The organism is Deltaproteobacteria bacterium (genome assembly GCA_016709225.1).
Lineage (GTDB): Bacteria > Myxococcota_A > Polyangia > Nannocystales > Nannocystaceae > Xiheibacterium > Xiheibacterium phototrophicum.
On the sequence record JADJEE010000001.1, the window covers coordinates 2478569 to 2496231 of the forward strand.

Sequence of the window (17663 nt, forward strand, 5' to 3'; positions counted from 1 at the left end):
TCCTCGTCCGTACAACGAATAGGCGCTAAGCTGCGGCCGCGAAGCGGCCGTCAGCTTCAGCGGCTTGTTGGGCGGCGCGCGTAAGCACTTTACTTCTTGAGGCCTTTTCCTACCTTTTTGGCTGTTGATTTTGGGGTCAGGACCTTTCGGCCAAGCGGTACGAAGCCGGCAAGTCGCGCTTCTGTCGACCGCCCTGTCGAAAAGCCCCTCGCCATCTCAGGCAGGGCCCACACTTCCTTGGCAACCTCAAGAAGGTCCTTTCTATGCTGCGTGCCAGCCGCAACATGATATCCGAGGCCCAGCGCGATGATCTCATACGCCGTGTTCAAGAACGATCCGACGAAAGCCTTCTTGCCAGAGTCCCACCGTCTAAATACTGCATCTCCACCGTTTGCTACGATCGTATCAAACGTCTTGACGAACGTCGCTTCGAGTTGCGTGCTTCCGCGCGGCGACTTCGTTGCAAGCGCGACTGCTTCTCGATCCAGGACCTGGTTGAGGTCTCGCAAAGCGGCTTGACTAAGCTGCTCGGGACCACGTGAGTGTAGCACGATGAATCGTACCACGAGCTCCAAGTCATATCGCTCTTCGAGCAGTCGCTCGCTGAGTGAGGTGGTCTCGGCGAAGCTCTTGTGTCGCGCGAGCTTCTCCAACCATGCAAGGAATTCGGGCGAAACCGCCACGAGCAGAGCGGAACGAAGCTCCTGCGGCGTGAGATTCGATCCGTAACTGTTCAACCGCTGGAACAGATCATACTTTGACTGTGGCGATGATTCGCGTTTGATGATCTTGAGGTCGATTTTTGTTCGCTTGATGTCTAGTCTCAGAGCAGCAGAGAGACTCTGCTGGGGATTGGCATGCTCCCACCGGCGCCCCTCCAAAGCCGGCAAGTACTTTGTTTCACGAAGCACCATGGGTGGCAGCGCGTTGCCGTCGACGCCTCGCAGCTCGCCCTGCAGCTCGAGGATAGTGGAGACTCGTTGAAGACCGTCAACTAGCTCCCACTTGCCGCCTTCTTGCTGCGCAACAAAAATGGAAGGGAGAGGGATTCCGAGCAAGATACTCTCGATCAGCCTTGAGCGTTGCTCAATCGACCATCGGAACAAGCGTTGATACTCGGGTCGAATGACAAGCTCGCCCTCTCTATAAAGATTTGTCAGCTCGCCGATGCTCATCGGGTAACCGTCGGCGGCGATTGTTCGGCGCGCGTCGGACACCTCAGTTTCAAGCGCGTCAACAGCCTTGCGCGGCAGTGCCTTCTTGTTCACGTTCTCCACCCTTCCGTTCGCGCAAGCTCAGTTGCAAGATACGGCAGCTCGGGAAAGATCATGGTTTCAGTAAAGCCGAGTGTTTGGAGGTCTTTGAAGAGGTCTTCTCGCTTTGCGTTCAGCGTCACGCGCCACAACAACGTCGGGTCGGAAGGCGAGGCAAACTCTTCGAGGGGCCGGGGATCTGCCCCCCATACGACAAAGGTGCCACGCTGAGCTACGATGCGATCCGAGTTGTGGGCTCCAAACATTGCAACGGGCGACTTGCCCCGTCTTTTCTGAGTCTCCGGCATATAGCTCTCAAGCTCTTCATCGGCCGTTGTGAGTACCCGGATCGTATCGCCGTACTCCGAGAGCACAGGGGTAGATCGATTCCATCGGACCGGATCGACGCACCATATCGAGGGAACGCAGACGTGGTCTGCGTGCGGAGGGTCAGAGCTCAACGCAAAATAGCAGGCGACGAACAGGTTCTCCGTCCAGTCCAGCAACCGCGTGGGCGCGCCATGATGCTGCATTGCAAAGAGGTGTTCCCAGCTTGTCTGCGGGTATCCGGTGGGCCAGTACGCCATACTTCTCTGGCGAAACCGCGTCAGCAACCGCGTCTCCCTCTCGAATACTTCCGCGTCTGACTTGCCGTCGCGCATTAGCTTCGGCAACAGCCGGTAGTTCTGGCAGGACTGCCCACGGTACCAAAGGAAACCGTCGTCGCCTAGCTCCGCGCGGATCTTCAGAACGACGTCGACGAGTTCGTGGATGCTCGAGGCTTGTAGCTCGGTGACCGACATCTGGGTTGCGTTGGCGCGGCGATCCTATCGAGCATTCCCATTCTCCGCAAGCGCCCGCGCCTACGCTGAGGGCGTGCGGATTCGCGACTCAACGCGAAGGCTTCTGGCCGCTTGGCCACCGTTCTCGTCCGCCCAACATATCAGGCGTTCAGCGGCGGGAGCATCGGGCGAAGCCCGATGAGCCCGTCCGTTGCAACGGCTCGTTAGCCGGGCTCCTTGGCAGCGCCCGTGCTGGGGCGTTGGCGGAATTCCGGCGGAAGAAGCCAGACATGCACGATCTCGCACGGAACTGCGCTCAGGACTTCGAACGAGTATTCGCCGTCGGGCGCGTCCACGAACGTCGCTGGCCGGAGCTCTGCGTGGCCGGTGGCCCACTCGTATCTACAGGACCCGGTCAAAACGTAGATCTTGCCGGCGCGCGCCGTCCCTCGGAACGCCACTCCGGGATCGTAGCGGTTGGGAGAGATCCGGTAATGCCAAGCGGGCTCGTGCTGTGCACGGATCGCTGTCTCGGTCATCGGTCCGGCGACCGAAGCGTTCCAGCTATGCGTCCTCGGCATGCTCATCGAGATCTCGCAGATCCGGCTAACTCTAATTGAACCAAGCCGCTTCGCGGCGGCTGTGGCGTAGCGTGGTGCGGACGACGGTTTGGGAGGCGATCAGGGCCCCCGGCACACGCGGGGCCGCTGACAGAGCCACCGTGGATCGCGGATCGTGGACCTCCGGCAACGAATCGCCGGAGGAGAGCACGATGGAGGACTTCAAGCAGCAGTTGGCGCGAGCGTTCGATCTCCGCGGACTCCAGCAGAGCACTCGCCGCTCGTACACGGGCTACGTCACGCAGTTCAGCAGGTTTCACGGCGACCGCCATCCGGAGGAGATGGGCACCGACGAGATCCGTGCGTATCTCGAGCATCTTGGGCGAGCACGCCTCACGGCGTCGACGGTCGGAGTGTGCTACGCGGCGCTCGCGTACTATTATTCGCACGTCGCGCAGCGCCCGGAGGTGATGCTCCCGATCCCTCGCCGTCGGCGACATCGCACCATGCCGGAGATCCTCAGCATCGCAGAGGTCGGCCGACTTCTGGCCGCGATCAGCTCGCTCACCTCGCGGACGATCGCCATGGTGATGTACGGCTCCGGCCTGCGCGTGTCGGAGGCGTGCGCGCTCTGCATCGAGGACATCGACAGTGCGCGCAACGTCCTGCGTGTACGCGAGGGCAAGGGAGGCCACGATCGCTACACACTGCTCGGCGGACCCCTGCTCGCGGCCCTCCGCGCGTACTGGAAGCAGCGCCGGCCGCCAGGCTCCCTGCTGTTTCCTGGGCTGGATCCGACTCGTCCCCTCACGCGCGACGTCGTTCAGAGGGCGGTGAAGGCCGCCGCGAAATCGGCCGGCTTGCACAAGCGTGTCACACCGCACACGCTGCGGCACTGTTTCGCGACGCACATGATCGAGAGCGGTGCCGACCTTCGGACTGTGCAGGTGCTCTTGGGCCACGCGAGCGTGAACACGACGTCGATGTACGTCCGCGTCGGCATCGGTCGCTTGAGTCGAACCACCGGCCCGCTCGAAATGCTCGCCTCGCTCGCCGGCTAGCACAGGACTACTGCGATGCCGACCGAGCCGCACCCACCTGGGTGTGGCGCTCCGAGGTCCCGTCCCACGCTCGAGGTCGCCACGATCTTCCGCGAGCACGGCGACGCCTACCGCCGGAGCCACACCCCTAGCCGCGACCAGTTGCGCGCTATGCGAGCGATCGAGTGCTGTCGCACCGTCGCGCTCGGCGGCCACCTCGATGCGTGCAGGTCCTGCGGTATGACGCGCCCCTCGTACAACTCTTGCCGCAATCGACACTGCCCGAAATGCCAGTCGCTGGCGCAGGCCAAGTGGATCGACGAGCGCAGGCGGCGGATCTTGCCGACACACTACTTCCACGTGGTGTTCACGCTGCCAAGCGAGCTGCGAGCGCTCGCCCGGTTCAACCCTGTCCCGGTGTACCGACTGTTGTTTCACGCGGCAGCCGAGACGCTGCTCGAACTGGGCCGAGACGCGAAGCGGCTGGGCGCCACACTCGGTATCACCAGCGTGCTGCACACGTGGAGCCGCACGCTCGCCTACCACCCCCACGTGCACTGCATCGTCACCGGGGGTGGGCTCTCGCTCGATCGAGAGCGCTGGGTCGCGAGCGGACGCCGGTACCTGTTTCCTCTGCGCGTCATGGCCGCGTTGTTTCGCGCCAAGATGCTGTGCGGCCTGCGTCGGGCAAGGCGGCGCGGCGACCTTCGGCTTCCGGCGAACGTCGCCGCGCCGACGTGGTTCGACGCGCTCGTCGAACGCCTCTTCGCCACCGACTGGATCGTCTACGCCAAGCCGCCCTTCGGCGGGCCCGAGCACGTCTACGCGTACCTCGGTCGATACACCCACCGCGTCGGGCTCGACAATCGACGCCTGCGCGCCATCGACGACGGCCACGTCCACTTCGTCGGCAGGCATCGCAAGCTTGTCACGCTCACCCACGACGCGTTCATCGGCCGCTTCCTGCAGCACGTCTTGCCGCCCGACTTCGTCAGACTGCGTCACTACGGCCTGCTCGCCGCCAGTCATGCGACCACACTCCTCGAGGTCGCGCGCGAACGGCTCGGTGCACACAAGCCCGATCTCGCGACCGACGAACTCACCTGGCGCGACCGCTTCTTCCGGATCACCGGCGTCGACCTGCGAATCTGCCCGCGCTGTGCCACGCCGACCATGATCCGCATCGCGGAGCTCATCCCGCGGTCGTCCGTTTGGGCCGCATGCATACAACCGCTCGACTCCCTCGACTCTTCATGAACGACGTCACGATACATCAACGAGTCCCTCGACACGGACCACCCTCGGGAGGCCCGATGGTTCTCTGCGTCCGCTCGGCGGTCGTGCGTGCCGACGCGACCGCGCTCGCTCGCGACGAGCACTCGTGCGGCGTCTGGTCGGCTCCGCAGAACCACGAAACCGTACCCTACCACGCAGCACCAGCCGCCGTCGGAGCACATGACCTCACCGCGCTCGAGCCAACATCGCCATACAGTCCGTGGCTCCGACGCTCCGCCTGAGGCAGCGGCTTGGTTCAAATCACGTTTGCCCTGCCACGCTCGAGCTGCTCCCTCGCCGAGAGCGGTCTTCTCGCCTCGCGTGACAGCCCAAACGCTTAACCATTCGGCAGACCTGCGTTTGCCGCCCCCCGCCGAGTTATCCCGGTCTGTATATCCACGTGACGCCACTCACCCTCTCTTCCTAAGTTCCTGCGACCACACGCGATTCCCCCGTTCTTCAGCGCCTCGCGAATCCGCGTTATCCAGCAAGCCGCTCAGCTCTCCCGGCCCTCCCGGCCGCTTCGCACCGCTCGCACCACCCCGCTCCCCCTCCCCGCGCCGCCCCGATCCCCCGAAGCCCATCCCCTCGAGCCGATCGGCCGGACTCCGCACCCCGCTCGGCCCTCGGTTCAGCACGTGCGTATCGATCATCGTGGTCGTGACATCCCGATGCCCAAGCAACTCCTGCACCGTCCGAATGTCATACCCATCTTCGAGCAGGTGCGTCGCAAACGAGTGCCGGAACGTATGGCAAGTCGCCCGCACCGACAGCCCCGCTGCGGCCACCGCAGCCTTCACAGCCCGCTGCAGCACCGTCTCGTGAAGATGATGCCGACGCACTTCCCGGGACTCGCGGTCGCGGTACACCCGCGTCGCGGGGAACACCCACTGCCACCCCCACTCGCGTCCAGCGTTCGGGAACTTGCGAGCGATCGCGGTCGGCAGCTCGACGAACCCGCCCCCTTCCGCCAGATCCCGCTCGTGCTGCGCCTTCACTTCGGCGAGGTGCACCCGCAACGCGTCGCGCACCACCGCCGGCAAGATCGCGACCCGGTCGCGATTCCCCTTGCCCTCGCGCACCCGCACCAGGTGCCCCGCGAAGTCGACGTCCTTCACCCGTAGCCGCAGGCACTCGAGCCGTCGCAGCCCCGCACCGTACAGCAGCAGCGACACCAGCCACGGCGTGCCCGACATCTGCGCCAGCACGCGCGCCACGTCATCACGACGCAGCACGGTCGGTAGCCGCAACGGCCGCTTCGCCCGCACCACCTCTGCCAGCTGCGGCAACTCCAAGTCGAGCACCTCGCGGTACAAGAACACGATCGCCGCGAGCGCCTGGTTCTGCGTCGATGCAGCAACCTGCCCCTCGGTCGCGAGCGAAGACAAGAACGCTTCGACCTCCGACGCACCCAGCTGCGCCGGATGTCGCTTGCCGTGGAAGAGCTCGAACCGCCGCGTCCACGCGACGTAGGCCTTCTCGGTACGCCGGCTGTAGTGCCGCGTTCGCACGGCGAGCCGCACGCGGTCCAGCAAGCGAGGCTCGCTCGTCGCTGCGCCGGTCGGTACGCGCGCTGCAGCGGCCGACTGCTGCGGCGCGATCGCGATGATGCGCCGTGGACGAGCAGGCTCCGCCATGCGCCGCACGCGACGTGCGAGCGTCAGCGACCGAAACCTGTACCCGCCGGACGTGCTCGCCGAGGGCTCGTGCGTGGCGCGGACGGTCCGAGCCGGCGAGTGGACGATCCGTTCCACCCTCGCACCGTATCACCACCCACGACGCCCCGCGCCGCGAAACCAGCCACCCACGACGCCCGCGTCACCGCGCGCGACCGTTCGCGCGCGAAACCAACCCGAGTTCCCCCATCACGTCGACCGATCTCACTCGATCCATCGATCGCGCCGCCCACCCCCGCCCTCTACCCACCACCAAAGGCAGCTCGAGCAGGTCGAGGCCTTCGACGTCCCCCTGCGACCGATGACCCGCTCGAGCACATTGCCTGGGTCCCGCTCGATGCCGACGAACCGACCGAGCGCATGCAGTCGCGTCCCGGTGCACGAGACGGAACGCGGTCGCGTCACGATGAAGCTGCTCGGCCTCGATCGCGGCATCGCGGACCAGGTCGGCCATCACATTCGCCATGTCGTCCATCCCAAGATCCGCGAAGTCGCATCCCTCGACGGCGCGGCGGCACGTGATGCGTGGAACACCGCGATCCAACATCTGGTGGTCGAGACGATGCAGTTCCTCGCGGCCACTCACGGCGCGCTCGACCACTTCGTCCCGGCTCGTGATCGCCAGCGCCTGAGCCTCCGGCTGCCACGGCCGGGCCTGGCCTCCGAGCGCGAACACCCGGCGTGGCGCTGGGCGGACCACCCGATGCCGCATGTCCCGCCCGGGGGCCGTGCCCTTGGGCGCGGTCGATTTCCTCACAGATCCGCCACGGCGCCCGCATGGCTCGGGCGCGCATGCCACGGCCGAACCTCCGCCCGCTCTGCCTCGCGATTCCGTTGATCGCCTGCGGCGCCTCGCCCTCCGCCGCCACCACCGACGACGCCAGCTCGAGCGGCAGCGATGGGGCCACCGCGTCGAGCACCGCCGGCGATGGCCCGGGCCCCGGTGCGACCACCGAGCTGCCCGGCACCGACTCGGGTGCGCTCGACGAGACCGGCACGGGCGCGGGGAGCTCGGATGGCGGCGACAGCGGCCCGCCCGCGATCGCGTGCGACGGGCGACCGCCGGTCGCCGACGCACCACCGTCGCAGTGGATCGACGCGACCGGCAACCTCGCCAACTTCCCGTCGGAGTGCGGCAACCTGACGATGCTCTCGGCGCGCCCGTGCACCGACGAGATCATCGCCGGCGTCGCGCTCGCGGGGCTCTTCATGACCAGCGACGGCGGCACCAGCTGGAACCCGCTCGGCACCGGCGCCGGCTCGGCGATGATCACCAATCGACCGTCGTCCATCGTCTACGACCCCGAGCACCCGGCGGTGTTCTGGGAGTCGGGCATCTACAACGGCGGTGGGGTCTACCGCACCGACGACGGCGGCCTGACCTTCGTGCAGCTGGGCGACTTCGGCCACAACGATCTGGTCAGCGTCGACTTCTCGGATCCCGAGCGCAAGACGCTGCTGGCCGGCTCGCACGAGCAGACCCAGCGGCTCATGCACTCCACCGACGGTGGCCTGACGTGGACCGATCTCGGGCCCAACCTCCCGGCCGACTCGAACTTCAGCTCGGCGCCGCTGGTGATCGACGCCGACACGTTCCTCCTGGGGGCATGCGGCTACGCCGACGCGACCTGCGGCGTGTTCCGCAGCACCGACGCCGGCCTCACCTGGCAGAACACCGCGCCCGATCTGCCGGTCGTGGCGCGGCCGCTGTGGGCCGCCGACGGCACCATCTACTGGTCGACGATCTACGACTCCGGCATCGCGCGCAGCGACGACCTCGGCCAGCACTGGACCAAGGTCGCCGAGGGCATCGTCTCGGGCCACCCGGTCGCGCTCGCAGACGGCCGCATCATGGACGTCACCGCCGATCACGTCGTGGTCTCCGACGACCGCGGCGACAGCTGGACAGCCGTGGGCGAGCCGCTGCCGTTCAAGCCCGCCGGCGTGACCTACTCGGCGGCGACCAAGACCGTGTTCGTGTGGCAGTGGGACTGCGGCAACGTCGTGCTGCCGTTCGCGATCGCCAGCGCCGGCTTCGACGACGGCGGCTGACGGACGCCCGTCGCCCCGAAGTCACCGCCGCGCGGCGTTCAGCGCGGCCGTCGGCGCCGCCCGAGCCACGGCAGCGCTGCGAGCAGCCACCACGATGGCGGTTCACCGTCGCCCACGCCACACGCGCAGCCCTGCGACGCGTCGGTGTTCTCGCCGAAGGTGTCGGGCAACGCGTCGCCACCATCTGCATCGCCGCCGCCGGTGCCATCGCTGGCGCTGACGTCCCCGCTGACACCGCTGCTCTCACCGCCGGACTGCGAGCCGCCCTCGCCACCGGCGGTGGTGGTCGTGGTCATCGGCGCGGTGGTGACACCACCGTCGCTGCTCGAGTCGACCGCACCACCGCTCGAGTCCATCGCGCCGCCGCTCGAGTCGACCGCGCCGGTGTCGCTGCTGCCCGGCAGCGGCACCACGCACTCACCGCTGGCCTGCGTGAGCACGATGTCGTCGCCGTAGAAGAACTGCAGGATTGCGGTCGAGTCGTAGCCGTTGTCGTTCTCGAGGCACCGCGCGGCCCACTGCCCCATGCAGCCGCGGTTCTGGCCGTAGCCGGAGTCGCCGGGGTTGAACACGTAGCCGAGCTCGGTCTGCTCGACGTCGGTGCCGCTGCGGCCCTCGTTGTAGGTGACCCAGTGCTCGGTCGAGGCGTTGCCATCGACGCCGACGCAGCTCGGCGATCCGACCGAGCTATCACCGGCGACGAAGAAGCCGTAGGTCAGCGTGTCGTTGTAGTTGAGATAGACCCCGCTGGTCTCCTGCACCGCCTGGTAGTGCACCGGCAGCGGGTTCGAGCCGCAGCTGTAGACCTGGCAGCCCTGACCGTCGCAGATCGATCCCGAGGTCGCGATCGAGTAGTACGCGACCGAGCGCGCCGCGATCGCCTGGGCCTTGAGCGCCTCGAGGTTGGCACCGCCGTTCTCGCACTGGATCACGTGGGGGAGGTAGTCCTCCTCCATCGCGACGTTGCCGACGCCGGTGACCTGGATGTCGCAGTACGCCCCCGGCAGCGGGGCCCCGACCGCGAACACCGGCTGCTCTGGCGTCAGCGGCAGCTCGCGCAGCTCGGCCTCGTCGTCACCGTCGTCGGCGACGCAGCCGGCCACGCAGAACGCGACCGGCCCCACGGCCAAGCACACGCGCAAGCTCGCCCCGATGACCCGTGCCCCTCGAACGCAGATGCGACCGCCCACGTTGCCCAGGCTATCAAGCCCGCGTGCCCGCGACCACGACCCGTGCGCCCAATCGCGCACGCGTTGCGACCGTTCGCAGGCGCCTACGCCAAGAGGGCTACGCACAAGTGCGTAGCCGCTAGTACCTCGACACAGCGATCTAGCCCACCGGCGTCACCGCGGTCTGGATGAGCCCCGTCAGGCAGCCGATCGCGGCGCTGAAATCGTCGTCGCAGATCGACTCGATGCAGCAGCGCACGCGGGTCTCGTCGATCGCCGGGGTGCTGGGATCGTCGGCGGTGTTGAGGCTCTCGCACACGCTGCGGATGCGGACGTCGGCGATCGCCTGGCCGGTGAACACGCCGGTGGCGTCGTCGTAGCCGGTGCAGCCGGGCCCGATGCCGAACTCGAACTGTTTGTAGGCCGCGTCGACGCCGTCGGCCCACTCGTCGGGAAGCACGTCGCCGACGGGGTACTCGGGGTCGCGCCAGCCGCGGTACTCGAGCGCCGCGACGCCGCCCGCGACGGGCTCGTACGGGGCAGCGCGGCGTGCTCGGTGACCTCCGGCACGCCAAGGATGCCGAGCATGATCACCTCGCGCCCCTGGTCGCGCAGCGAGTGCAGCAGCCGGGCGTAGCGGGACACCGGCTGCAGCACCGCGCGGTCGTCGGCGACGTCCTCGCTGCCGTCGTCGTCGTGGTTCGACTGCACGCACTGCGCATACACGCCGGTCGCGGGGTCGAGATCGTCGCAGCGCGCTCCCGCGTGCCAGCACAGCGCCGAGCTCGGCGAGCGGATGTCGGTGACGGGATTGACCTCGAGGAAGTCGGGGTCGGTCATGATCGAGAAGTCGCGCACCGAGCAATCGGTCTCGTCGGTGATGATCGCAATCGCGAGCACGGCACCGTCGCGCAGGAACGGTTGCTCGATCCAGCTCCACGCTGGATCGTCGCAGCGGGCGGGATCGTTCCAGCACGCCGCGGGATTCAGCGCCTGCGACATCGCCTCGAGCGGACTCTCGTAGCCACAGCCGTCGATACCCTGGGGCCCGACGCACGCGAGTGCGGCCGCGGCATCGCCGGCGTCGACGTTGTCGCCGTCGCGATCGAAGTGGATGAACTGATCGCGCGGCGCGACCGGCAGCGCCGGCGCGCAGACGTCGGTACAGGCCTGCTCGACCACCGGCGGCGGCATCCCGAGGCCGGTGAAGCGGGCGATGCGTTCGGTGCACGGCGTCGACACCGGTGCGCCACGGGCGGGGACGTAGTCGGGCTTGACCCACGCGCCGTGGCACGAGGGATTGTCGACGTCGGTGGTGGTCACCATGATGTTGACGTCCGCGCCCACGCGATTGCCGTGACCGTCCTCGAGCGACTGCAGCTGCTCGACCAATAGCGGGAAGTTCTTGGCGAGGTTGAGCTGCTCCTCGCCCATCGTCCCGGAGTTGTCGATCACGAACAGCACGTCGATCTTGTCCTGGCAGCCGAGCTCGGGATCACAGGCGTCGAACGGCGGCAGGTCGGGCACGGTGCCCATGCTGGTGACCTCGGCCCCCGAGTGCACGCCGCTGTCGCCACTGCTACCGGCACGGCCGAGCACGAGCACGGGCTCCGCACAGGCCGCCAGCTGTCCGAGCGCGACCACGGGCGCGATCGCCCGCGTCGCGACGCGCCGGGTGAGCCGCTGCGGGCCCGCTGCGCCGTGAATTGGCGGCGGGCACGATTTCCTGAGCCACTTGGGCAAGCTGGCGTGATCTTAACAGCATCGTGGTGACCTCGGCGCAACCCGGACCCGGGCACCTGCACCTGCAGGAGACCGACGACGGGGTGCTCGTCGCCCGAGTCCGCAGCGGAGACCGCGCCGCCTTCCGCGAGCTCTACCTGCGTCACGCCCATGCGGTCGCGACCGCGGTCGCGCGCTGGCTCGGCCACAACGCCGACGTCGACGACATCGTGCAGGACACCTTCGTGCGGGCGAGCGAGCGCATGGACACGCTGCGCTCCGCGAGCCACGTGCGTCCGTGGTTGGTGACGATCGCGATCCGGCTGACCCACTCGCGGCTGACGCGGGCGCGGCGTCGCTTCGCGCTGCTCGAGGTGTTCCGCTGGCACGAGCCGCGAACCTCCGATCCCCGCGACCGGGCGCCCGCCGACGAGCTCGTCGCCGCGCTCGTGCGGGTGCCCGAGAATCACCGCCTGCCGTGGACGCTGCACCGCATCGAGGGCGAGAAGCTCGAGGACGTCGCGCTCACCTGCGGCGTGTCGTTGGCGACCGTGAAGCGTCGCATCGCCGACTGCGAGCGCTCGCTATCCCACGCGCTGGGTCGGTGGGCACCGGCATCGGGGGGTGAGCCGTGAACGACCAGGCCCGTGACCCCGCCGTGGAACGTGCGCTCGACGAGCTGCGCGCACGCGAGCCCGCGTGGGACCGGCTGCGCGAGCGACGAGCCCTGGCCCGCATCGAGGCCGCGCTCGACGCTGCGCCGCGCCGCGACACCGCGCCGCGGCGCTGGCGACCCGCGGTGCTGGCCGGCGTGGCTGCGGTCGCGGCGGCGGTGTGGCTGCTGCTGTGGCTGCGACCGTCGGCGACTTCCGAGGCGGAGCCCGACGGCGGCACCACGCTCGCAGCCGAGCTCACACCTGAGCCGGTCGTGCTGCCGATCGCGACGCCGTCGATCCCGAGCGTGACGGCGCCGACCTTGGCGCTCGCCGATGGCTCGATCGCGACGCTCCACGACGGCGCGCGGGTCGAGCTCGCGATGCAGAGCGCCACCGCGATCCGCCTGCAGCAGTCGAGTGGCCGCGTGCACTACGAGGTGCGCCCGGGACTGCCGCGCACGTTCGTGGTCGAGGCCGATGGCGTCGAGGTGACGGTGGTCGGCACCGCGTTCTGGATCACCCGCGAGCCCGCCGCGGTTCGCGTCACCGTCGAGCACGGCCACGTCCGGGTCGCGCGGACCGGCGCCGCAGAGGTCGCCGATCTGCACGCGGGCGACGAGCTGCGACTCGAGCTCGCGATCACGACCGCGGCGGTCGCCAGCGTCGACCTACCGCCGGTCCCGCGCGTCGATCGGACTCGCCGCGCGGCCAAGCCCGCGCCGGCGCCGGTGCCCCCCACCAGCGCCGAGGTCACGCCGGCCCCGGATGTGGACGCGCTGCTCGCCACCGCCGACGCCGCGCTCGCGCGCGGCGATCGGGCCGCCGCAGCCGCGGCGCTCGACGCGATCGTGCGCGAGCACGGCGACGATCCCCACGCCTACGGTGCCGCGTTCCAGCTCGGCAAGATCGAGCGCGCACGCGGACGCCACCGCGCCGCCGCGGCGGCGTTCCTGGCCGCCACCCGCAAGTCACCCGGCGGTGCGCTCAGCGAGGACGCACGGGCCGAGGCCGCACTCGAGCTCTTCGAGGCCGGCGACCTCACGCGCGCCCGCGCGGCCGCGGCCGACTACCTCGCGCACCACCCCGGCGGCGTGCACGTGGCCCGCATCGAAGCCATGCGCGCGCAGCTGCCCTGAGCACGCGCGGCGCGACGACGGGCCACGGCCGGCGTAGCATCGTTGCCCGTGCCCCCGTGCACCGTGGTTCTCGCGTCGTGGCTGGCGCTCGCCGCCAGTGGCGACGCACCACCGCCCGACGACGCGTCGCACGCGTCGCGTGACGACGACACCACCGCGCCCGACGCTGACGACGACCACGACGCCGCCCCCCACGACGATCACGCCGCCGCGGCCACGCCCGAGGATGCCCACGCCGCCGAGACCCCGGCCGACGCCGACGCCGACGTCGACGCGACGTCGCAACGCGGCGACGGCATCGACGCGCGGGCACCCGAGCCCACCGTCGTGGCGCCGCCGCCGGCCGTGCACGTGCGACGCGATCACCTCGAGGTCCACGCCGAGGGCTGTCCCGGCATCGATGCGCCCGAGGTCGGACGCCTGCTCGCGCTCGACCTGGCGAGCATCACCGACGAGGTCCGTCGCGGTCCACCGCTGCGCATCGAGCTGACGTGCGGATCGACGCAGCTGGCGATCGCGATCGCCGATCCGATCACGCGCAAGCGGCTCGAGCGCGTCGTGCCGCTGCCGGCCGCCGAGCCCGGTCGCGAGCGGGTGATCGCGCTGGCGATCTCGCAGCTGTTCGCGGCCTCGTGGCTCGAGCTGCTGATGCCGCCGTCGACCGCCCCCACGCTGCCGCAGGCGAGCGACCCCGCGGCCACCGCGGCCGCGGCCGAGCGCGCGCGGGCGCGGATCGATCTCCGACGCCGCAGCCTCGCGGTGCTGGTCGGCGCCACCGCCCGCGCGCGCGCGCTCGAGCGAGCACCGCTCGGCTCGTGGGGCGGCGAGTTCGACGTGCGCGCATGGTTTGGCAACGCGGGCATCGTCGCGCGCGCGGGCTTCGAGGGCGGCGTCGCGCGGCGGGACGCCGGCAGCGTGCGCGCGTGGCTGCTCACGCTCGGACTCGGGGCCGCCGGCCGCGTGCCGCTCTCGCGACGGCTCGCACTCGGCGGGCGCGTGGTCGTCGCGGCGGCGCTCGGACGCCTGCGTGGTGTCGCGCGCACGCCCGCGGTCGCGACCGCCTCCACCACCGCGGCGACCGGGCAGGCCACACTCGGCGGCGGTCCGCAGCTGCGTCTGGGTGGCGCGCTGCTCGAGCTCGACGTCGAGGTCGGCGGCACGCTGCGACCGCCCGAGGGCCTCGTCAGCGGCGATCGACCGGTCAGCCTCGGCGGCGTCTTCTGCGGCGGTGCGCTGCGGCTCGGCTACGAACTCGCCCGGCCCCGGGGCCGCGGCCAGCCCAGGGGGTTGACTGCCCACCGGACGGGTTTAGCCTCGCGGCCGTGAGCGACGACCGCGAGACCCCGACGACCCATGCATTCAAGGCCGAAGTCGCGGCGGTGCTGCGCCTGGTCACCAACTCGCTGTACACCAACCGCGACATCTTCCTGCGCGAGCTGGTCAGCAACGCCTCCGACGCCCTCGACAAGGCCCGCTTCGCGGCGCTGGTCGAGCCCGAGCTCGAGGGCAAGGACCTCGCACCCAAGATCCTCGTGCAGATCGACGTCGCCACCGGCGTGGTCGTGGTCGAAGACAACGGCATCGGCATGACCGCCGCCGAGGCCGAGCGCAACCTCGGCACCATCGCGCACTCCGGCACGCTCGAGTTCCTGCAGCAGGCCGCGAAGAATCGCGAGGGCAAGCCCGACCTCGACCTCATCGGCCAGTTCGGCGTCGGCTTCTACAGTGGCTTCATGGTCGCCGACCGCATCGTCGTCGAGACCCGCTCGGCGCGACCCGGCCAGGCGGCGGTGCGCTGGACCAGCGCCGGCGACGGCAGCTTCGAGATGTCGGCCGGCAGCCGCGGCGAGCGGGGCACCCGCATCGAGCTGCACCTGCGCGACGACGCCAAGGAGTACCTCGACCGCTGGCGCCTGCAGCAGATCATCAAGCGCTACAGCGACTACGTGCTGCACCCGATCGAGCTCACCCAGCGCGACGAGGGCGGCGAGCTCCAGGGCGCCGGCGAGCAGGTCAACGCGGCCAAGGCGTTCTGGACCCGCAGCGCCAAGGAGCTGACCGACGCCGAGTACCAGGAGTTCTACACCCACGTGATGGGTGGCTTCGTGCTGCCGGGCGACAAGCCGCTCGCGCGCCTGCACGTCGGCATGGACGCGCCGATCCAGTTCAAGAGCGTGTTGTTCGTGCCCGGCCACCGGCCGATGGATCTGTTCGGTGAGGACAGCAAGCACCTGCGGCTGTACGCGCGCCGCGTGCTGGTGATGGAGAGCTGCGACAAGCTGCTGCCGTCGTACCTGCGGTTCTTCCGCGGCGTGGTCGACAGCGAGGACCTGCCGCTCAACGTCTCGCGCGAGACCCTGCAGGAGCACCACTCGCTGGCCGCGATCCGCCGCCAGCTCACCCGCAAGGCACTGGCGCTGCTCGCCGACACCGCCAAGGACGACCCCGAGGGCTACGCCAAGCTGTGGCACGAGTTCGGCGTGTTCCTCAAGGAGGGCCTGCACACCGACAACGCCCACCGCGAGCAGCTGAGCGAGCTGCTGCGTTGGGGCAGCACCGCGGCCACCGGCGAGGGCGCCGCGTCGCTGGTGTCGCTCGCACAGTACGTCGACGCGATGCCGGCCGAGCAGACCGCGATCTATTACATCTCCGGCGAGTCCGGCGACGACCTCGCGCGCAGCCCCCACCTCGAGGCCTGCCGCGCCAAGGGCTTCGCGGTGCTGCTCATGACCGACGCGGTCGACGAGTGGGTGGTGCAGGATCTCGAGCGCTACCGCGACAAGCCCCTGGTCAACGTGACCCAGGGCGAGCTCGACTTCGCCAAGCCCGACGATGCCGCCGACGCGGGCGAGCTCGCGCCGCTGGTGGAGCGCGCCAAGGCGGTGCTGGGCGATCGCGTGAAGGACGTGCGCAGCTCGGCGCGCATGACCGCCTCGGCGGCGTGCCTGGTCGACGACGCCGGCGGGCTCGGCCGCAACATGGAGCGCATCCTGAAGATGGCCGGACGCGAGATCACGGCGCGGCCACGCATCCTCGAGCTCAACCCCGGTCATCCCTTCGTGCGCGCGACCGCCAAGCGCATCGCCGAGGATGCCCAGGACGCCGAGGCCACGCTGTGGATCGAGCTGCTGCACGACCAGGCCGCGCTGGCCGAGGGCGTCGTCACGGATCCCGCCGGCGTCGTCGCTCGCATCCAACGCGTGCTCGACCACGCCGCCGGCACCGACGTCAAGGCGGGTTCGTGACCGAGGTCCCGACCGGCGTCCTGCTGTGCAACCTCGGCACGCCCGAGGCCCCACGCGCCCCCGAGGTCCGTCGCTACCTCCGACAGTTCCTGTCCGACCCGCGCGTGATCGACATCCCCCGTCCGGTGCGGGGGGCCCTGCTCGAGCTCGTGATCCTGCCGCGGCGCCCGAGCCAGTCCGCCCACGCGTACCAGAAGGTGTGGACCGAAGCCGGCTCGCCGCTGCTCGTGCACTCGGTCGCGCTGCGCGACGCCGTCGCGTCGGCGCTGCCGCAGCACCGCGTCGAGCTCGGCATGCGCTACGGCCAGCCCGACGTCGGCGACGCCTTCGAGCGGCTGTGCGCGGCCGGCTGCGTGAAGATCATCGTGGTGCCGCTGTACCCGCAGTACGCCTCGAGCTCGACCGGCTCGACGCTGCAGCTGCTGTACGAGCGCGCCGCCGGCCTCTGGCACACGCCGATGCTCGAGGTGGTGCCGCCGTTCTACGACGCGCGCAGCTTCATCGATGCGTTCGTCACGGTCGCACGGCCGGTGCTCGACGAGCACCAGCCCGAGCACGTGCTGATGAGCTTCCACGGGCAGCCCGAGCGGCACTGCCACAAGGGCGATCGCAGCGGCAGCCACTGCCTGGCCAAGCCCGACTGCTGCGACGCGATCGGTCCCGTGAACGCGCAGTGCTACCGCGCGCACTGCTACGCCACCGCCCGGGCGCTGGCGGCCGGCCTCGCGCTGCCCGACGACGGCTGGAGCACCTCGTTCCAGAGCCGGCTCGGTCGCACCCCGTGGATCCGCCCGTTCACCGACGAGGTGCTCCCTGCGCTGGTGGCCAAGGGTGTGAAGCGCATCGCGGTGATGTGCCCGTCGTTCGTCGCCGACTGCCTCGAGACACTCGAAGAGATCGCGATTCGGGCGCGCGACGACTGGCGCGCCGCCGGCGGCGAAGAGCTGTGGTTGGTGCCATCGCTCAACGCCACCAAGCCGTGGGTCGACGCGGTGTGCGGCATGATCCGCGCCCGCGATGCCGACGCCTGAACGCGACACACCACGACGAAATCAAGACGGCCCTGGGCGGAATCCTTGCGGGCGGCGGGAACCTCT

Annotated in this window: 13 protein-coding genes and 1 pseudogene; 9 read left to right on the plus strand and 5 right to left on the minus strand. The window is 69.4% G+C overall.

The genetic code is table 11. The features are described 5' to 3' along the window. Positions 1-89 precede the first annotated feature (89 nt). Complete coding sequence (locus tag IPH07_10025) at positions 90-1268, minus strand: DUF262 domain-containing protein (protein ID MBK6917726.1); 1179 nt, start codon at positions 1266-1268, stop codon at positions 90-92. Beyond that, complete coding sequence (locus IPH07_10030; GenBank protein MBK6917727.1) at positions 1265-2056, minus strand: FRG domain-containing protein; 792 nt, start codon at positions 2054-2056, stop codon at positions 1265-1267. Before IPH07_10030 ends, IPH07_10025 begins: the two co-directional genes overlap by 4 nt. A gap of 700 nt (positions 2057-2756) precedes the next feature. Here IPH07_10030 and IPH07_10035 point away from each other — a divergent pair. Both IPH07_10035 and IPH07_10040 read left to right on the plus strand, forming a co-directional pair. Further along, positions 2757-3656, plus strand: a complete 900-nt coding sequence (locus IPH07_10035) for a site-specific integrase (GenBank protein ID MBK6917728.1) — start codon at positions 2757-2759, stop codon at positions 3654-3656. A gap of 15 nt (positions 3657-3671) precedes the next feature. Next, a pseudogene (locus IPH07_10040) lies at positions 3672-4820 on the plus strand (IS91 family transposase). 500 nt (positions 4821-5320) lie between these two features. On the opposite strand, the gene IPH07_10045 reads toward IPH07_10040, so the two are convergent. Next, a complete protein-coding gene (locus tag IPH07_10045; GenBank protein ID MBK6917729.1) occupies positions 5321-6547 on the minus strand; it encodes an integron integrase in 1227 nt (408 codons plus the stop codon). A 445-nt stretch (positions 6548-6992) separates the two neighbouring features. Between IPH07_10045 and IPH07_10050 the strand changes: the two genes are divergently transcribed. Continuing rightward, entirely contained in the window at positions 6993-7424 is a 432-nt protein-coding gene (locus IPH07_10050; GenBank protein ID MBK6917730.1) for a hypothetical protein, read from the plus strand. Continuing rightward, on the plus strand, positions 7379-8638 hold the full coding sequence (locus IPH07_10055; protein ID MBK6917731.1) for a hypothetical protein: 1260 nt from the start codon (positions 7379-7381) through the stop codon (positions 8636-8638). Before IPH07_10050 ends, IPH07_10055 begins: the two co-directional genes overlap by 46 nt. Before the next feature lie 38 nt (positions 8639-8676). Here the strand turns inward: IPH07_10055 and IPH07_10060 are convergent, their stop codons facing one another. Both IPH07_10060 and IPH07_10065 read right to left on the minus strand, forming a co-directional pair. Beyond that, complete coding sequence (locus IPH07_10060) at positions 8677-9768, minus strand: hypothetical protein (GenBank protein ID MBK6917732.1); 1092 nt, start codon at positions 9766-9768, stop codon at positions 8677-8679. A gap of 237 nt (positions 9769-10005) precedes the next feature. After that, positions 10006-11451 carry a VWA domain-containing protein gene (locus tag IPH07_10065; GenBank protein MBK6917733.1) on the minus strand — a complete coding sequence of 482 codons (1446 nt, stop codon included), beginning with the start codon at positions 11449-11451 and terminating at the stop codon, positions 10006-10008. Positions 11452-11576: 125 nt separating this feature from the next. On the opposite strand from IPH07_10065, the gene IPH07_10070 reads away from it, so the two are divergent. From IPH07_10070 to hemH, 5 genes are read left to right on the plus strand one after another with little or no spacing between them, the layout of a single operon-like run. Next, complete coding sequence (locus IPH07_10070; protein MBK6917734.1) at positions 11577-12164, plus strand: RNA polymerase sigma factor; 588 nt, start codon at positions 11577-11579, stop codon at positions 12162-12164. Positions 12165-12187: 23 nt separating this feature from the next. After that, positions 12188-13321, plus strand: coding sequence for a FecR domain-containing protein (locus IPH07_10075; protein MBK6917735.1), 1134 nt, complete (start codon positions 12188-12190; stop codon positions 13319-13321). A gap of 48 nt (positions 13322-13369) precedes the next feature. After that, positions 13370-14647, plus strand: a complete 1278-nt coding sequence (locus tag IPH07_10080) for a hypothetical protein (GenBank protein ID MBK6917736.1) — start codon at positions 13370-13372, stop codon at positions 14645-14647. Beyond that, positions 14644-16566 carry a molecular chaperone HtpG gene (gene htpG / locus IPH07_10085; protein ID MBK6917737.1) on the plus strand — a complete coding sequence of 641 codons (1923 nt, stop codon included), beginning with the start codon at positions 14644-14646 and terminating at the stop codon, positions 16564-16566. The genes IPH07_10080 and htpG overlap by 4 nt, the downstream gene beginning before the upstream one ends. Continuing rightward, positions 16563-17597 carry a ferrochelatase gene (gene hemH, locus IPH07_10090; GenBank protein MBK6917738.1) on the plus strand — a complete coding sequence of 345 codons (1035 nt, stop codon included), beginning with the start codon at positions 16563-16565 and terminating at the stop codon, positions 17595-17597. Before htpG ends, hemH begins: the two co-directional genes overlap by 4 nt. Positions 17598-17663 lie beyond the last annotated feature (66 nt).